Origin of the sequence: Bacillus songklensis, assembly GCF_042649685.1 — a bacterium.
Classification (GTDB): Bacteria; Bacillota; Bacilli; order Bacillales; family Bacillaceae_H; genus Bacillus_BA; species Bacillus_BA songklensis.
The window spans coordinates 1-15,542 of record NZ_JBHRZT010000005.1 but is presented as its reverse complement, the minus strand read 5'-3'; the positions used below and the strand labels follow the sequence as shown (position 1 = coordinate 15,542).

Genomic DNA, 15,542 nt, shown 5'->3' with positions numbered 1-15,542 from the left:
TAAGTGATCTTTTTTAAATTTATGCAAATAAGCCAATAGAAAAACTAATGATGAATTTAGCATCTTTACATAAGAGGAGACCTTCGCCTAATTCAGATTAAACGAAGGTCCTTTTCTAGAGAAGTGTTTCCAACCGCCCATATTCCCATCTTTATTCATCATCCTGTGGATGATAGGGCATGCCCGTACGCAATAATCCTCTTGTTTGGATACCGCCTAGCCCCTTGTCTCCTGTTAATGTGTTCTTTAATACATCCCACACATTTATATCATCTGTAAAAGGAGTAAAGCTGATTCTAGAGACGATATAGACGGGATCCAAGGCATGAATATTCACCCGGGCTGGAGAACTAGCGAAGTTAGCCCCCGCAGCAATAAGGGACTCAAAATGAGATTGACATGCTCCGGCAAAAATCACAAGCTGATCTCGATGAGGGACTTTTTTGCGTGCTTCCTGAACAGTTTGAACAAAATGTCCGGAATGACGATAAGCCATCAAATCCGTTTTTTTTCCTTTAGATCGAGAATACGCATCATGGCCTGTAATGACGAGTAAATCAGGCCTCACCTCGTCTATTAACTTCCCTATGCGGTGGGGCATCTCTTTTTCCAAACAGTGCACACCGTAAACAGGAATACCGATTTTCTCGTATAACATTAGACACTTCCTTAAATAATTCGGATCTCCATCAAGATGAAGGACCTTTCCGGGCATTTGAAAAAAACGGTGAGAATGACTATAGCCGTTTGTAGCTGTATATTCACTTTTTTGCCTGACTAGATGGTAATCTTGTTGAATCAATGACAAAGACTGTTCCAATAGTTCATCTTCTTTTTTTAATCGTTGTTCACGTTCAATCCTGCTTACTACTTCTAAATCAAAAAAAGGTGCATCAGCAATCAGTCTAACATCTTCTCCGTACAAAGTAGCATAATGTTCCCCTTTTTCATTGGTATTAATTGAAATAACTCGAAATAATAAGTCTCGCCCATAAGATGGTCGAGTAACAATATCCCCAATTTTAATGCTCATTTTTTCCACTCCGCCCTAGCTACTTAAAGAATGAATGCCTCTTCTAAATAACCTATGTGGGAATGAAAAAAAGGTGATTGCCAATCAACGCTCATCTTCTTTACTTCACTTTATATAAGGCGTCACTTAATATTGCAAACTCTTGTATAGATAAAGTCTCTCCTCTACGCTTCGGGTCGAGCCCAACTGAGTGAAGAGTTTGCTCAATTTCCTGCTTTTTTTCTTTTCCAAAAGATAAATTATTCGTCAAATTATTTAAAAGCGTCTTTCTTCTTTGGGCAAAGCTTGCTCTCACTACCGTGAAGAAGAATGCTTCATTTTGCACTTGAACTGATGGTTGCGGCCGTTTTGTTAGGCGGATTACAGCTGAATCCACATTCGGCTGCGGATTAAAAACCGTTTTAGGCACAACCATGACCGTCTCTGCTTCTGTATAATATTGGATTGCAATCGAAAGAGAGCCATAATCTTTTGTTCCAGGCTTAGCTGCAATCCGATCTGCTACTTCTTTTTGCAGCATCACCACTATTCCACGAACCGGAATTTGATCTTCCAACAATTTCATTAAGATAGGTGTCGTCACATAATAAGGTAAATTTGCCACCACCATTAAGTCTCGAATACCCGGGAACTCTGAAGCAATCATCTCATGTACATCCGCTTTTAAAATGTCCTGATGAATAACCTTTACATTTGGATAAGGAGAAAGCGTGTCCTGCAAGATAGGCAGCAGCCGTTGGTCAATTTCAAAAGCTACTACTTTTTTGGCTCTTTTTGCTAACTGTTCAGTTAAAGCTCCAATGCCGGGTCCAATTTCAATAACACCTGTTTCTTCTGTCAATTCAGCATGATCAACAATACGGTTTAGAATGTTCGTATCAATTAAAAAGTTTTGTCCTAAGCTTTTCTTAAATGTGAATCCGTACTTCTCCAATATTTCTTTTGTTCTTTTCGGGGTTGCAATATCTTTTAGCAAGTTTACATTTCCTCCTCTTGTATGCTATATAAAGCCTCTATGAAGACATCTCTCGAAATTTGAAACATTTGCAGCCTTTTATGAAGCTGTTTTCCATTTGTATATCCAATCTTTAATTTACGCCCTAGTTTCTCTCGCCGTTCACTTGCTCCCGGCCCGCCAATAAGCCCAGCATCCACCAAATCTTCCTTGGAGATTTCTCCTTCTCCTTCCGTCCATTCTTGCTTTACATGCTCAAGTGCTGCCTTGATAGCCTCATCAGACGCATGCTCAACTCCTATTTTCTTCCCATTCTTGGCTCTTGCTTCTTCCTTTGGTAAAAAAGCATGCTTGCATCCTGGTACTCTCTCCGCAATCGTCTTACGGATTTTCTCACCTGGATAATCTGGATCTGTAAAGATAATGATGCCTCTTTTCTCCTGGGCCAGCTTAATCTTTTCAATCGTCTCCTCGTTGACTGCGGAGCCGTTTGTTTCAATTGTATCTGCATTGACAGCCCTTTGAACGGCTGTCGTATCATCTCGCCCTTCCACTACAATGATCTCTTTAATTTTCATTTTTTCCTCCAAAAACTGAAACTTTCCCGTTAATTTTACGTCTAATAAGTAAAGAGCAGAAATCTTTTTTATTTTAACCTAAAAAAGGCAGAGGATAAAATATCCTCTGCACCTAAATTAATTGTCCAGCTATGAAAGCCAAGCCGTACGGCTGTTTGACTTCTTCCAGCGGAATCAAAAAGCGATTCCTTCTCACAAGCTCCAGCATCATATCGGTAGGAGCCATGGATGGCGGGGGTTACAGCGTTGCCCACAGGACGTGAGCGTTCTTAGCTGTAACTTGGCTTTCTCCACTTTTCTTTTAATTTAATACTTTAATCTTAATGGTACGACGACCCCAAGTATATGCTCGAGATTTATCAGCAAAGAACACATCAATTTTGTTTCCTTTAATAGCTCCCCCTGTATCGGCAGCGATGGCATAGCCATATCCTTCAACGTATACCTTACTTCCTAAAGGAATGATACTAGGGTCAACTGCAATCACTTTAGCATTTGGATTAGCGCGTAAATCAATACCCGTTCTCGTTTTGCCGGAACAACCGCTGCAAAAAGCTGTATAAGCCGTTGATTGAACATAAAACTCTCTTCCTGATTGATGATCATCACGCGATACTTGTGCAACTGCTGTTTTCGTAACAGGTTTCGTGGCTTTAGAGCCCACTGCTACAATACGATCCTTACTCTCTTTCAATTGCTCTGTTTTCACTAATTTGCGGGAAACTTCTTTATTGTTCTCCATGACAACTTCGTAATGCTTGGCTACGCGTCCTTCTGTTCCTTCTGAAACTATTTTTTCAATTCCTTTTTCTAAGGAAGGATCATTTTTCGTGACCACTGCATAGCCAATTGGTTCTTCCACTACATCGGTGACTTTTTCCACTCTCACAACATTTACGACGGTATTTGGCTTGACTGGGCTAGATAAACTAGGTTCTACACGGTCTAAGTCATTTAGTTTAATTTCTCGTTGCTCTAAAAAGTCAGCGACCGTAGTCGAAGTGGACCAAACTTTTTGTTCGTTTCCACCATGATTCAGCTTTACAGGAAAGGCTTTATCTACTTGAACTGTTAAATTATCTTGGACGGATGTATCTAAATCAGGCTGTACTTGGTCGTACTTTGATATATGAATCTTCTCTTTTGCTAAGACCTCTTTAATGGTATCTGCTGTTGTCCAAATATTTCTCTTTTGCTGATCAACCACCAATTCAATTGATTTAGCCGGCTCCCAAACAATATTCATATCGCTGTTCACCTTGGCTGATAAAGCATGAGACAGGTAATCTTCATCTCGGACCTTTATATCTTGCTCTTTCAGTAATTCACTTACTGTCTGAGCGTGTGTCCTCAGCTTTTTCTTTTTTCCATCAATTGTTAACGAGACTGAAGCTTGTGTTGTTGTGTATGCGGCAAATGATAAAACTGCTGAAACAACCACAAAACTCCCAATAAAAATCCTCAGTCTCTTCTTGCTCCTGGTAGAATTGGAAAACAGCTTTTTCACGTTTTGCAACACGATGAAAAACTCCCCCTTCTCTCGCAGAGATTATATAGAGTACTTATCCACTTGTCAACCCTCCCGCCGGGGTGATAGCTATAGTCTATTATGTCTGAATTTTCTCAAAAATGGAAGGGAGACTTGTCGACAAGTTCATACTATGAGCAAAAAGAGACTTGTAGAACCTTTTTATTCTATTGTTTTTTGGACAAAATTGCCTGAAAAATTATGTGGTTTTTATCGATTTATGCCGAATAATTTTTTGGCATTTTCCGTAGTTTTTTGTGCCAGTTCTTCATAACTTACTTGTTTCAGCTCTGCGATTTGCTTTGCAACATACGACACGTATCCCGGTTCATTTCTCTTTCCACGATAAGGATGTGGAGTTAAATAAGGGCAATCAGTTTCAATCAGTAATCGTTCCATTGGAATTTCAGCCGCTACTTCTTTTGGCTTTTTAGCGTTTTTAAACGTCACAGGTCCACCGAATGAGATATACATATTCATATCCATGCATTGTTTAGCAATTTCTAAGCTGCCTGTGAAGCAATGCATGATTCCTCCCACTTCTTGTACCTGCTCCTCTCGTAAAATTTGGACAACATCCTCTGTCGCATCCCGATTATGAATAATGATAGGGAGCTTCACTTTTTTAGCTAAACGGATTTGTTTTCGAAACACTTCTTTTTGAATACTTTTGGGAGATTTGTCCCAATAATAATCCAAGCCCATCTCACCAAGTGCAACTACTTTAGGATGAGCAGCTAATTCTTCAATCCGCTTTAAATCATCATCGGTCATATCAATTGCATCCACTGGGTGCCAACCTACACTTGCATAAATAAAATCATAAGCTTCTGTGATCTCCATGGCCTTTTGAATGGTTTCGCGGTCAAAACCTACCACAACCATATATTCTACGCCTGCTTCTTGAGCACGTTGAATCACTTCTTCCAAATCTTCCTTGTATTGATCAGCATTTAAATGTACATGTGTATCAAATAGCATAGACACCTTCCTCCCTCGCTTTAATTCATTATACCAATATATTTTCTTAATATAATAATAAGAAGAGGTTTTCACGTTTTATCATACATGAAATACCCCTTCTTCTCTGTTGAATATAAGTAAATATTATTTTATCATGAATTATTTAATCTTCGCACCATTAGCTAATGATTGATCGACAGCCGCTAAAGATAAGCCGTTTTCATCTTCTCCCGCCAAAATCATTCCTTGAGAAAGTTCACCGCGAAGTTTAACAGGCTTTAAATTAGTCACACAAATCACTTTGCGTCCAACTAAGTCTTCGGGCTTATAAAACTTAGCGATTCCTGATATCACTTGACGCTTTTCATATCCTAAATCGAGCTGAAGTTTCAGCAGTTTATCTGCCTTTTTCACAGGTTCTGCTGCTAAAACCTGTGCTACCCTCAAGTCTACTTTCATAAAATCATCGATTGTGATTTCTTCTGCTTCTGGTACTTCTTTCTCTTCTATTGGGGCAGGTTCACTAGTCCCTTGCATTTGCTGTTTAATATATTCCACTTCTTCAGCAAGTTCTAAACGAGGGAACAGAGGCTGACCCTTTACCACTTTTGTCCCTTCAGGAATTAATCCAAACGTAGAAATGCTTTCCCACGTCTTTAGTTCTTCACTTTGAATTCCCAATTGTTCAAAGATTCCCTCTGGTGTACGTGTCAAAAATGGTTTTAACAAAATGGCTGTATGACGGATCGATTCAGCAAGGTGGGTCATAACAGAAGCAAGTTCTTCTCTTTTGTTCTCATCTTTTGCTAAAGCCCAAGGTTGTGTTTCATCAATATACTTGTTCGTACGGCTGATCAGCTGCCATAAAGCTGTGAGTGCAACAGAAAATTCCATGCGTTCCATCGCTTCCTCAAATTTCCGTATTGTTTCTTGCTGCATATGAACAAGCTGATCATCAAAGGGTGTAATCGATCCCTTATAAGCAGGGATCACTCCATCAAAGTACTTATCAACCATAGCCACTGTACGATTTACTAAATTCCCCAAATCATTGGCTAAATCAAAATTGATGCGCTCCACAAACCCTTCAGGTGTAAATACACCGTCTGCTCCAAATGGTACTTCACGTAATAAATAGTATCGAAGAGCATCCAGGCCATAGCGGTTAATCAGCATAACCGGATCGACTACATTTCCTTTTGATTTGGACATTTTACCATCTTTCATCAACAACCAGCCATGGGCGAAGACTTTCTTCGGCAATGGTAAATCAAGTGCCATCAACATGATTGGCCAATAAATCGTATGAAACCGAACAATTTCTTTTCCTACCAAATGAACATCGGCCGGCCAGTACTTTTGATATTTCTCATCACTTTCTTTCCCATAGCCAAGTGCTGTAATGTAATTTGATAATGCATCAATCCATACATAAATGACGTGTTTAGGATTACCAGGTACTTTAATTCCCCAATCAAAAGTGGTACGGGATACTGCCAAATCTTCAAGACCTGGTTTAATAAAATTATTGATCATTTCATTTTTTCGAGATTCCGGCTGAATAAATTCTGGATTTTCTTCGTAAAACTGTAACAAACGATCCACATACTTGCTCATCTTGAAGAAGTAAGATTCCTCTCTTACCTTTTCTACTGGACGACCGCAATCCGGACAGTTTCCATCTACCAATTGACGATCCGTATAGAATGACTCACACGGTGTACAGTACCATCCTTCATACTCATCTAAGTAAATATCTCCTTGCTCCAAAAGCTTAGCAAAGATTTTTTCGACTGCGTCCTTATGACGACTTTCTGTTGTACGAATAAAGTCATTGTATGAGATATCAAGTTTTTCCCATAAATCCTTAATGCCCGCAACAATGTCATCTACATATTGCTGTGGAGTTACACCCTTTTCTTCCGCTTTGCGTTGGATCTTTTGTCCATGCTCGTCAGTGCCTGTTAAGTAGTGGACATCATAACCTCTTAGGCGCTTGTACCTAGCCATCGCATCACCGGCCACCGTTGTATAGGCATGGCCAATATGTAACTTATCGCTTGGATAATAAATAGGTGTAGTGATATAATACGTATTTTTTTCTGTTGCCATTTCAGTTACCTCCAAAATTTCTGCATGACCTATAAAAAGCGGTCTTGATATAAAGATGCCATTATATGTTCTTTGCTATCATATATTACTATTTTACATGATAAACTCAAAAAATTCCTTTCTTATTCCCTATGAATCATTATTATCATTTTCCACCGAATTCATAAGAAAATATACAATTTTCCTCCCTGTTCTTTTTTCCTATATTTCGATTTTCAAAAAGAAGAGATATGTCGAATCTGTATTAATAAATGTCGAAAATTCGATATGCCTTTTCTTGGCTTTCCCACTAAAAATATTATTGAACTAATAGTTTCTCTCGCGTTTTTTTACAGAATATTACTTGTAAAGAAATGACTTTTGGTCATAAATCCTTTATTTATAAGGCTTTTTATTCATTTTTTAAGAAACCTACAGATTTTTACATATAAAATTATTGACTGCTTTTGGAAACATTGGTATGATGAAATCAAAGTTGAATTTGTCGAATAATGACGAAACACTAATATAGAGAATAAGAATGAGAGGAGATTTTCATATTATGAAATCTACAGGGATTGTTCGTAAAGTTGATGAGTTAGGACGTGTGGTTATTCCAATCGAGTTGCGTCGTACATTAGGAATTGCCGAGAAAGATGCATTAGAAATTTACGTGGACGAAGAGCGCATCATTTTAAAGAAATATAAACCAAATATGACTTGCCAAATTACTGGAGAAGTTTCTGATGATAACCTTCAAATTGCTGGCGGTAAATTAATCGTTAGCCGTGAAGGTGCTGAGCAAATCTTGCAGGAAATTCAAAAAAGCTTACAAATTTCAAAATAAGCTTTAGCTAAAAGAATGCTTCTATACAAAAGCAGCTAAAAAGGGCCTTTTACTTAAAATGTTTAAGTAAAAGGCCCTTTTTGCAATGACTCGGTAAAGAACCGTGTGAATGACAACATCGCTTTAGGACAAAAAGTTATTTAAAAGCTGATCGACTTTTTATCCTTATGCTTTATGGTATTCATTATAGATATCCCGCTTTGGTACATTTCGATCTTTTGCAGTTTGTTTAATAGCTTCCTTACTATTCATTCCTTTTTCTTCTATATAATGATTCACATGATCAATAACCGTTAAAGAATCCCACCAGTTTTCTTGGTTTTCTTCTTCCTCGCTCTCACTCCCTTGTACAATCAAGCAGAATTCTCCTCGAATTTCCTCTTTCTCAGCCCATTCCAACATCTCTGCCAAAGTGCCCCTGATAAATTCCTCATACCTTTTGGTCAGCTCCCTGGTCACAGCGATTGGTCGGTTCCCCAGCGTTTCAAACATGAGTTGCAGCGTTTCTTTCAAACGATGAGGAGCTTCATAAAAAATTAGGGTTGCTTTTGTTTTTTTTACCTGTTCGAGCTGCTCTTTTTTCTGTTTTTTATGACGGGGTAAAAATCCATAAAACATAAAGTGAGCAGTCGGTAGCCCCGAAGCAATCAGGGAGGTCAAAGCAGCATTGGCTCCAGGGAGCGGGACAACATGATATTCGTTCTGCGAGGCAAGAACCACCAATTCATATCCAGGGTCGGATATAGTCGGCATTCCCGCATCACTCACCAGTGCTATCGTTTTTCCTTCTTCTAAGTCGTTTAAAATTTGTTTTCCTTTACTCTCTTTATTATGTTCATGATAGCTAATAATGGGAGTCTCAATTTCAAAATGATTACATAGTTTTTTCGTTTGCCTTGTATCTTCTGCCGCTATATAGTCTACTTCTTTCAACAAACGGATAGCACGAAACGTCATATCTTCCAAATTTCCGATCGGTGTCGGAATTAAGTATAAAATGCCGCCTTTACGCTGCTCATTGTAGCTCTTTTGTTGCCACATCATATTGCACTCCCTCCTCTTTCAAAAACTCTTCTTTTTGAGAACGCCGAAGCCTTTTAAATTGCGCTTCTGCTTTCAGTGCTTCACTTTTAGAAGAAAACTCTTGATAAAAGATCAATGTAACCGGCTTCCTTGAGTTTGTATATTTAGCTCCTTTTCCGCTATTATGTTTCTCCACCCGACGTTTGATATGGGTGGTGTATCCCGCATAAAAGCTTCCATCCCTACACTGTAAAACATAGAAATAATGGCCTTTACTCTTCTCCATACAAAATCTTCCTCAACTCTTTTGTATACTCATTATTTTCGTTATACACGATTAGCGGTGGTAAAATTTTTAAATCAGGCTGACCAGTTTTGATTCCTTCAATTAGAATGGTATTGGCTTCTTTTCCTTGCTTCGGATAGACGAACTGTAATCGTTTTGGCTCGATTTTACATTTTCGCATCAATGACACAATATCTAGCAAACGTCCTGGGCGGTGAACGAGAGCAACTTTGCCTCCTGGACGCACAAGCTGGCTGCTGACAAGAATGACATCTTCTAAGGTGCAATAAATCTCATGACGAGCAATAGCTAAATGTTCATTAAGATTTATCTCATCCTTATTAGGTGTTATAAAATAAGGAGGGTTACAAGTTACGACATCAAATTTTCCATATCCAAGCTTTGCAGGCATATCTTTAATATCTCCATGTATCATATGGATACGATCCTGCAGATTATTATACTCAATGCTTCTAATCGCCATATCATATAATCTTTCTTGAATCTCTACACCCGTAATCCTTCCTTTTGTACGTTTTGATAAAAATAAAGGGATTACACCATTTCCCGTACACAAGTCGATAATATTTCCTTTTTGAATGGGCATATAAGCGAAACGAGCAAGTAACACAGCATCTAAAGAAAAGGAGAATACAGAAGGACTTTGAATAATACGTAATTCTTCTTCTGCTAATAAATAGTCTAATCGCTCATCTCCATGTAAATGTACCATTTCTCTTTCCTCTCTTAGTTAAAATATAAAGTGAAACTTCACTTGGTGAAGGTTTTCTCCGCTCCCCCACTTAGTATTACTTGAATTAGAGTTCTTACTGCCTGTTAGAATGGGATAAACTCCATAAAAATAGCCTCTCCAAAAAGGAAAGGCCATCTTCACATACCGCTACTTCTTATTTAAAAAGGATAAACAAAACAAGCAGTCCCCATCTTTTCGTACACTTCCATAATGGATGTTACAAATATGAAATCCTTCCTGATAAAGACGGGCAAGGTTATCATATCCCTCACCGATATCGACTTTTTGCTCTTTTTCTTGTTTATTAACTTTATGTTTATAATCTTTTCGTTTCATTTCGACAGTTGTCTGGTCAAGGCGGCGACGCAGATGGTCATTTTCAAGCTGTAAATGATGATTTTCCTCAATTAATTGGGCTAAATGTTCTTTAAAACGCCCAAGTTGATTGTATAAATGACTAATTTGTTCTTCCATATTCGTAACCCAATCAAAAATTTCTTTTTTATCCACCTTTACCCACCTCGTTACTCTGTAGCTTGAAATGAAACAGCTCCTTTTTTTACGATTTCATCTAACGTAAACTCTACAATTTGCTGACGCTCTAACAATTCGACTTGTAAAATGCGCTCTAAAATATTTAAGCCTACTACTTTTCCGGTACCATTTGGTGTTTGAATGGTCTCACCTAAATCTGGGAGTTGTTCCTTTGCCGTTTCATACTCATCATTTTCATATTTTAAACAGCACATTAATCGTCCGCATAAGCCCGAAATTTTCGTCGGATTTAGAGATAAATTTTGATCCTTTGCCATTTTAATAGATACAGGCTCAAAATCTCCTAAGAATGTTGAACAGCAAAGCATTCGGCCACAAGGACCAATCCCACCTAATAATTTTGCTTCATCACGAACTCCGATTTGGCGTAATTCGATTCTCGTACGGAAAATAGCTGCTAAATCTTTTACTAGCTCTCTAAAATCAATACGTCCATCAGCTGTAAAGTAAAAAATGACCTTGTTTCGATCGAATGTGTATTCCACATCAACTAATTTCATGTCTAAATTATGCTCATGAACCTTTTTTACGCAAACATCGTATGCTTCCTTTGCAGCTTGCTTATTTTCTTCCACAATCAGTTTGTCTTTCGCATCGGCGATACGAATGACTTTCTTTAAAGGAAGTACCACATCATGTTCACTGACTTGCTTTTTATTGATAACAACCTTACCGAACTCTACTCCTCTAATAGTCTCTACAATCACAAACTCTCCATCAGGAATCGTAAGGTCACCAGGATCAAAATAATATATTTTTCCCGCTTTTTTAAAGCGGACTCCTACTACATCATACAAGCTTTTATCCCTCCTGCAAATCCAACACCAGCTGCTCCATCAATAATTGAAGATTCATGTTGGAGTTCAGCTTATTTTTAGCCTTCAGAATGGCTTCTAGATCACGAATCGTTTTCTTTTGAGTTATTTGAAGGGCCTGCTGTTTTAAAAATTCGAATCTATCGGTAAACACAACTGTGTCTTCTTGCTCCAATTGAATGGATAATAAATCCCTATAAAGCATAAGCAACATATTTAATCCTAGCTCCATCTGCCCCTTTTCAGAAAAATGCTGCATCCATTTTTCATGAATAAGAAGCAAGCTTTGCTGTGGTCTTGTTGCCAATGTTTCATTTAATTGTATCACCAATTTACGCGCAAGTCCAAACCATTCATCTTTATAAAGCCGCATTGTTTCTTCCAAATCATTAGTCAATTGGGCTAATAAAGAGGCAAAGGCTTGTGAAACTCCTTGTTCCATTAATTTATCTCGGAGATCATCAGGTGTTAGAGATCGGAATGAGATAATTTGGCATCTCGATACGATTGTATTTAATAGTTTATGAACGTGCTCTGTTAATAAGACTGCATAAGTGCCACTGCTTGGTTCTTCTAAGAACTTCAACAAGCTGTTTGCTGCATTCACAGTCATCTTATCAGCCTGTTCGATAATATAAAGCTTGCGGTTTGATTCCAGTCCTGTTTTCGTAAATTCCGACTGCAAATGTTGAATTTGCTCTTTTTTGATTGATAACCCATCAGGTTCAATGTAATGGACATCGGGGTGATTAGAAGAATCTATACGTCTGCAATTAATACATGTATGGCATGGCTTATATTCTTGTAAATGCAGACAAAAAATACTTTTAGCGAACAGAAACGCTGCATCCTTCTTTCCAGTCCCTTTTCCACCTTCAAATATATATGCGTGGGCTACTCGATTTTTTAATAAGCTATTTTTCAACATTTTCATGACATTAGGTTGTATTTGCTCAAGTTGATCCCACGTTTTGGACATATTATGATCACTCACTTATTTCTTGTAGTCTTCTACTAAAACTGATAAAAGCTATCTACTGGCAAAACAAAAACAGTCGCTCCTCCAACCTCTACTTCAACGGGATAAGGGATATAGGAGTCTGCATTTCCCCCTATTGGTGAAACAGGTGATATCAGTTGCTTACGATTTTGACATTGGTCCTTAATAATCTCAAGGACACTTTCTACCTTGTCATCCTTTGTACCTATCATGATTGTCGTATTTCCAGATTTCAAAAATCCTCCACTACTAGCCAACTTAGTAGCACGAAAGTTCTTTTCTACTAAAGCATTCAGTAACCTGGTACTGTCCGAATCCTGAATAACGGCTACAATCAGTTTCATTAACAGTCCACCTCATCATCTTAAGCATTTTATTTTTTATTATAACAACTTCCGCAAAAACTTTGATAGTCTCTATTAGGTTATTCCCTTGAAAACAAATACATCTTTACCTTATTATAAATTTCTTCGTAGACTTCATCGGCTGATTTACTGGCATCAATCAAGTGGATACGCTCAGGAAACATTTCTAATAAAGTTAAATACCCTTCTCTTACTTTATAATGGAAATCTAATTTTTCTAAATCAAGTCGATTGACTTCCCGTTCCCGATTTTGAGTAATTCTTTTTAATCCAATTTCGGGGTCAATATCTAAGTAAAATGTAAGATGGGGCATCGTTCCATTAATAGCAAATTCGTTAATTTGATAAACCTCTTTCATTCCGAGTCCCCTGGCAAATCCTTGATAAGCCAATGAACTATCAAGAAAACGATCACATAAAATAATTTGGCCCTCACTAAGAGCCGGAATCACTCTCTCTGTGAGATGTTGTCTTCTTGCTGCCGCGTAAAGAAGGGCCTCTGTTCGAGGGTCCATCTCCGTATTTTCCGGGTTTAAAATGATATGACGAATTTCTTCTGCAATTTTAATTCCTCCAGGCTCCCTTGTTAACAAAACAGGATAACCTATCTTTTTTAATGATTGTTCCAACATTTGAATAATGGTTGTTTTTCCAGCACCCTCGGGTCCTTCAAATGTAATAAATTTACCTGACACGTCTTCTTACTCCTTCTATATTAAAAATACCTTTAATTGGCGATTAGATATAGCATGTCCCCCTTGGATATTGGCGTTTAATTTCTTCAAATGCACAATATAGGAAATATGGTCCTTTGTGATTAATTCACCTTCTACCAGGATAGGAATACCGGGGGGATAAGGAATAACTGGTTCAGCAGCTACCCTTCCAATTGCTTCTTCAAAAGAAACAAACTCTTTTTTCAGTGTTTGCATTTGTTGATAACTTATTGTTAAAGAAGTGTGTTGAAAAGAAAAAGATTGAATTTTATCTAAACTAACATGAGGTTCACCATCGCGAATATTTCTTAATGCTTCTCTTATTTTATGAATCGACTCTTCAAAAGGGAAGTTTTTCCCGAGCGGTAGAATAAACAGCACACGGAACATGTCAGCTAACTCGCTGTAGATGCCGTAAGACTCTAATTGTTTTTGTAAACGATACCCCGTTTTGATAAATCGATGATCAGGTTGAATCATCACTTTCAATAAATCTTCCTTTATATCAGGCGAGGAAAAGGGCATTACTTTTAATCCTTCGATTTCATTTAACCGCTGTTTAAATTGTTCCAACTCCGCACGTAAGGAAATGATTTCACTTTTATCGGATTTAAGTTGAGCCAAATAATACCGTGCTAAATCAAGCGAAGCCATAATAGGATAAGAAGGGCTGCTTGATTGTAAGGCTCTTAAATAAAACTCTAACTTCTCCATATTAACAAGAGAGCCTTGAACATGTAAATACGAACCCATTGTCATTGCAGGTAAGGTTTTATGCGCTGATTGAACAATCAAATCTGCCCCGGCTTCTGCAGCGGACTGCGGAAAAGGATCGCCTAATATAAAGTGCGCTCCATGGGCTTCATCCACAATAACAGGTATGTTATAATTATGGGCATGTTCTACGATTCCCTTTAAATTTCTTGTTAATCCATAATAATTCGGGTTTGTTAAAACAATCCCTTTGGCCCAAGGATATTGATTAATAGCCTTAATTACCGTTTCTTCTTTCACACCTGTACAAATATGGGCAGAGATATCGTATTCTGGGGCTATAAACACCGGAAGAATATTAGCCAACTTTAAAGCATTCAACACGGATTTATGACAGTCCCTTTGCACGATCATGACATCATTTGCCTCCGCCACAGATAAAATGGAAGCCAAATTCCCCACTGTAGAACCGTTTATTAGAAAATAAGTAGTGTCTACTCCGTAAAGGTCAGCAGCTAAAGATTGAGCTTGAGCAATCACCCCTTCTGGATTATGAAGGTCATCTAACCCACTCAGTTCTGTAGCATCGATATTTAGAATAGAAGAGAATAACGAATAAGGAAGATCTGGAAATATTTTTCCATTTTTATGACCGGGAACATGAAAGGAGAGAGTTCTCTTTAAATAATGTTCTTGTAATTGAGTAAATAAAGGTGTATAAGATTGGTCCATCGCAATCGTTCCTTCTCTTTAATGATTCAATATTATTTATTATAGCAATAAACTTAACTTCATCCGTAATTTTTCACAAAATAAAAAGCCCCTATTAGAGGCCAATCTACTTAGTTCTTATTTATACATCAACAAGATAATTTCTTTAACTTCTGAACAAAGTATGAATATGAGTTTGCACTAATAGGAAGATGAATCATTTCTTTCTCACAATGGGCACAAATAAAATGATGATTAATACGAACTCCATCTTCTTTTGATTCATCACATATAATACATGGACCTTTTGAATAAGTGAATGGATATTGGTTCATACTCCCACCTCCATTATTCATTTATTCTCCATATGATGATGATTGATACTTAAAAATTGATAATATATCATACGCTGCACATCAATGTCCCGTTAACAAAAACAAAAAAAGACTAGTCAATTTGACTAGTCTTTTTTTGTTGCCTGGCGACGTCCTACTCTCACAGGGGGAGCCCCCCAACTACCATCGGCGCTGAAGAGCTTAACTTCCGTGTTCGGCATGGGAACGGGTGTGACCTCTTCGCCATCATCACCAGACTATATGAAGGTTGTT

The 15,542-nt window shown here is 37.9% G+C and carries 17 protein-coding genes and 1 rRNA gene; 1 reads left to right on the top strand and 17 read right to left on the bottom strand.

What is annotated here, in order from left to right:
- Nucleotides 1-151 precede the first annotated feature (151 nt).
- The 6 genes from yabG to metG form a co-directional block, all read right to left on the bottom strand.
- Nucleotides 152-1,033, bottom strand: a complete 882-nt coding sequence (gene yabG / locus ACFOU2_RS00380) for a sporulation peptidase YabG (protein ID WP_377911183.1) — start codon at nt 1,031-1,033, stop codon at nt 152-154.
- A gap of 100 nt (nt 1,034-1,133) precedes the next feature.
- Nucleotides 1,134-2,009, bottom strand: a complete 876-nt coding sequence (gene rsmA, locus ACFOU2_RS00375; protein ID WP_377911181.1) for a 16S rRNA (adenine(1518)-N(6)/adenine(1519)-N(6))-dimethyltransferase RsmA — start codon at nt 2,007-2,009, stop codon at nt 1,134-1,136.
- A 2-nt stretch (nt 2,010-2,011) separates the two neighbouring features.
- Nucleotides 2,012-2,566, bottom strand: a complete 555-nt coding sequence (gene rnmV, locus ACFOU2_RS00370) for a ribonuclease M5 (RefSeq protein ID WP_377911179.1) — start codon at nt 2,564-2,566, stop codon at nt 2,012-2,014.
- 301 nt (nt 2,567-2,867) lie between these two features.
- Nucleotides 2,868-4,085 (bottom strand): ubiquitin-like domain-containing protein, encoded by a 1,218-nt coding sequence (locus ACFOU2_RS00365; protein ID WP_377911177.1) that lies wholly within the window; start codon nt 4,083-4,085, stop codon nt 2,868-2,870.
- A 219-nt stretch (nt 4,086-4,304) separates the two neighbouring features.
- Complete coding sequence (locus ACFOU2_RS00360) at nt 4,305-5,075, bottom strand: TatD family hydrolase (RefSeq protein ID WP_377911175.1); 771 nt, start codon at nt 5,073-5,075, stop codon at nt 4,305-4,307.
- Between the two features lie 141 nt (nt 5,076-5,216).
- A complete protein-coding gene (gene metG, locus ACFOU2_RS00355; RefSeq protein ID WP_377911173.1) occupies nt 5,217-7,169 on the bottom strand; it encodes a methionine--tRNA ligase in 1,953 nt (650 codons plus the stop codon).
- A 541-nt stretch (nt 7,170-7,710) separates the two neighbouring features.
- Between metG and ACFOU2_RS00350 the strand changes: the two genes are divergently transcribed.
- Nucleotides 7,711-7,995 (top strand): AbrB/MazE/SpoVT family DNA-binding domain-containing protein, encoded by a 285-nt coding sequence (locus tag ACFOU2_RS00350; protein ID WP_377911171.1) that lies wholly within the window; start codon nt 7,711-7,713, stop codon nt 7,993-7,995.
- Nucleotides 7,996-8,160: 165 nt separating this feature from the next.
- Here the strand turns inward: ACFOU2_RS00350 and rsmI are convergent, their stop codons facing one another.
- The 11 genes from rsmI to rrf form a co-directional block, all read right to left on the bottom strand.
- On the bottom strand, nt 8,161-9,036 hold the full coding sequence (rsmI, locus tag ACFOU2_RS00345) for a 16S rRNA (cytidine(1402)-2'-O)-methyltransferase (RefSeq protein ID WP_377911255.1): 876 nt from the start codon (nt 9,034-9,036) through the stop codon (nt 8,161-8,163).
- Nucleotides 9,011-9,304, bottom strand: coding sequence for a GIY-YIG nuclease family protein (locus ACFOU2_RS00340; protein ID WP_377911169.1), 294 nt, complete (start codon nt 9,302-9,304; stop codon nt 9,011-9,013). The genes rsmI and ACFOU2_RS00340 overlap by 26 nt, the downstream gene beginning before the upstream one ends.
- Nucleotides 9,291-10,037 carry a tRNA1(Val) (adenine(37)-N6)-methyltransferase gene (locus tag ACFOU2_RS00335; RefSeq protein ID WP_377911167.1) on the bottom strand — a complete coding sequence of 249 codons (747 nt, stop codon included), beginning with the start codon at nt 10,035-10,037 and terminating at the stop codon, nt 9,291-9,293. The genes ACFOU2_RS00340 and ACFOU2_RS00335 overlap by 14 nt, the downstream gene beginning before the upstream one ends.
- Before the next feature lie 168 nt (nt 10,038-10,205).
- Complete coding sequence (gene yabA / locus ACFOU2_RS00330; RefSeq protein ID WP_377911165.1) at nt 10,206-10,568, bottom strand: DNA replication initiation control protein YabA; 363 nt, start codon at nt 10,566-10,568, stop codon at nt 10,206-10,208.
- 14 nt (nt 10,569-10,582) lie between these two features.
- Nucleotides 10,583-11,410, bottom strand: a complete 828-nt coding sequence (locus tag ACFOU2_RS00325; RefSeq protein WP_377911163.1) for a PSP1 domain-containing protein — start codon at nt 11,408-11,410, stop codon at nt 10,583-10,585.
- Between the two features lie 4 nt (nt 11,411-11,414).
- Nucleotides 11,415-12,407, bottom strand: coding sequence for a DNA polymerase III subunit delta' (gene holB / locus ACFOU2_RS00320; RefSeq protein ID WP_377911161.1), 993 nt, complete (start codon nt 12,405-12,407; stop codon nt 11,415-11,417).
- Between the two features lie 35 nt (nt 12,408-12,442).
- Nucleotides 12,443-12,772 (bottom strand): cyclic-di-AMP receptor, encoded by a 330-nt coding sequence (locus ACFOU2_RS00315; RefSeq protein ID WP_377911159.1) that lies wholly within the window; start codon nt 12,770-12,772, stop codon nt 12,443-12,445.
- 80 nt (nt 12,773-12,852) lie between these two features.
- Nucleotides 12,853-13,488, bottom strand: coding sequence for a dTMP kinase (gene tmk, locus ACFOU2_RS00310; RefSeq protein ID WP_377911157.1), 636 nt, complete (start codon nt 13,486-13,488; stop codon nt 12,853-12,855).
- Between the two features lie 15 nt (nt 13,489-13,503).
- Nucleotides 13,504-14,955, bottom strand: a complete 1,452-nt coding sequence (locus tag ACFOU2_RS00305) for an aminotransferase class I/II-fold pyridoxal phosphate-dependent enzyme (RefSeq protein ID WP_377911155.1) — start codon at nt 14,953-14,955, stop codon at nt 13,504-13,506.
- A 128-nt stretch (nt 14,956-15,083) separates the two neighbouring features.
- Nucleotides 15,084-15,269 carry a sigma factor G inhibitor Gin gene (locus ACFOU2_RS00300; protein ID WP_377911153.1) on the bottom strand — a complete coding sequence of 62 codons (186 nt, stop codon included), beginning with the start codon at nt 15,267-15,269 and terminating at the stop codon, nt 15,084-15,086.
- 141 nt (nt 15,270-15,410) lie between these two features.
- Nucleotides 15,411-15,526, bottom strand: a 5S ribosomal RNA gene (gene rrf / locus ACFOU2_RS00295).
- Between the last annotated feature and the right edge of the window lie 16 nt (nt 15,527-15,542).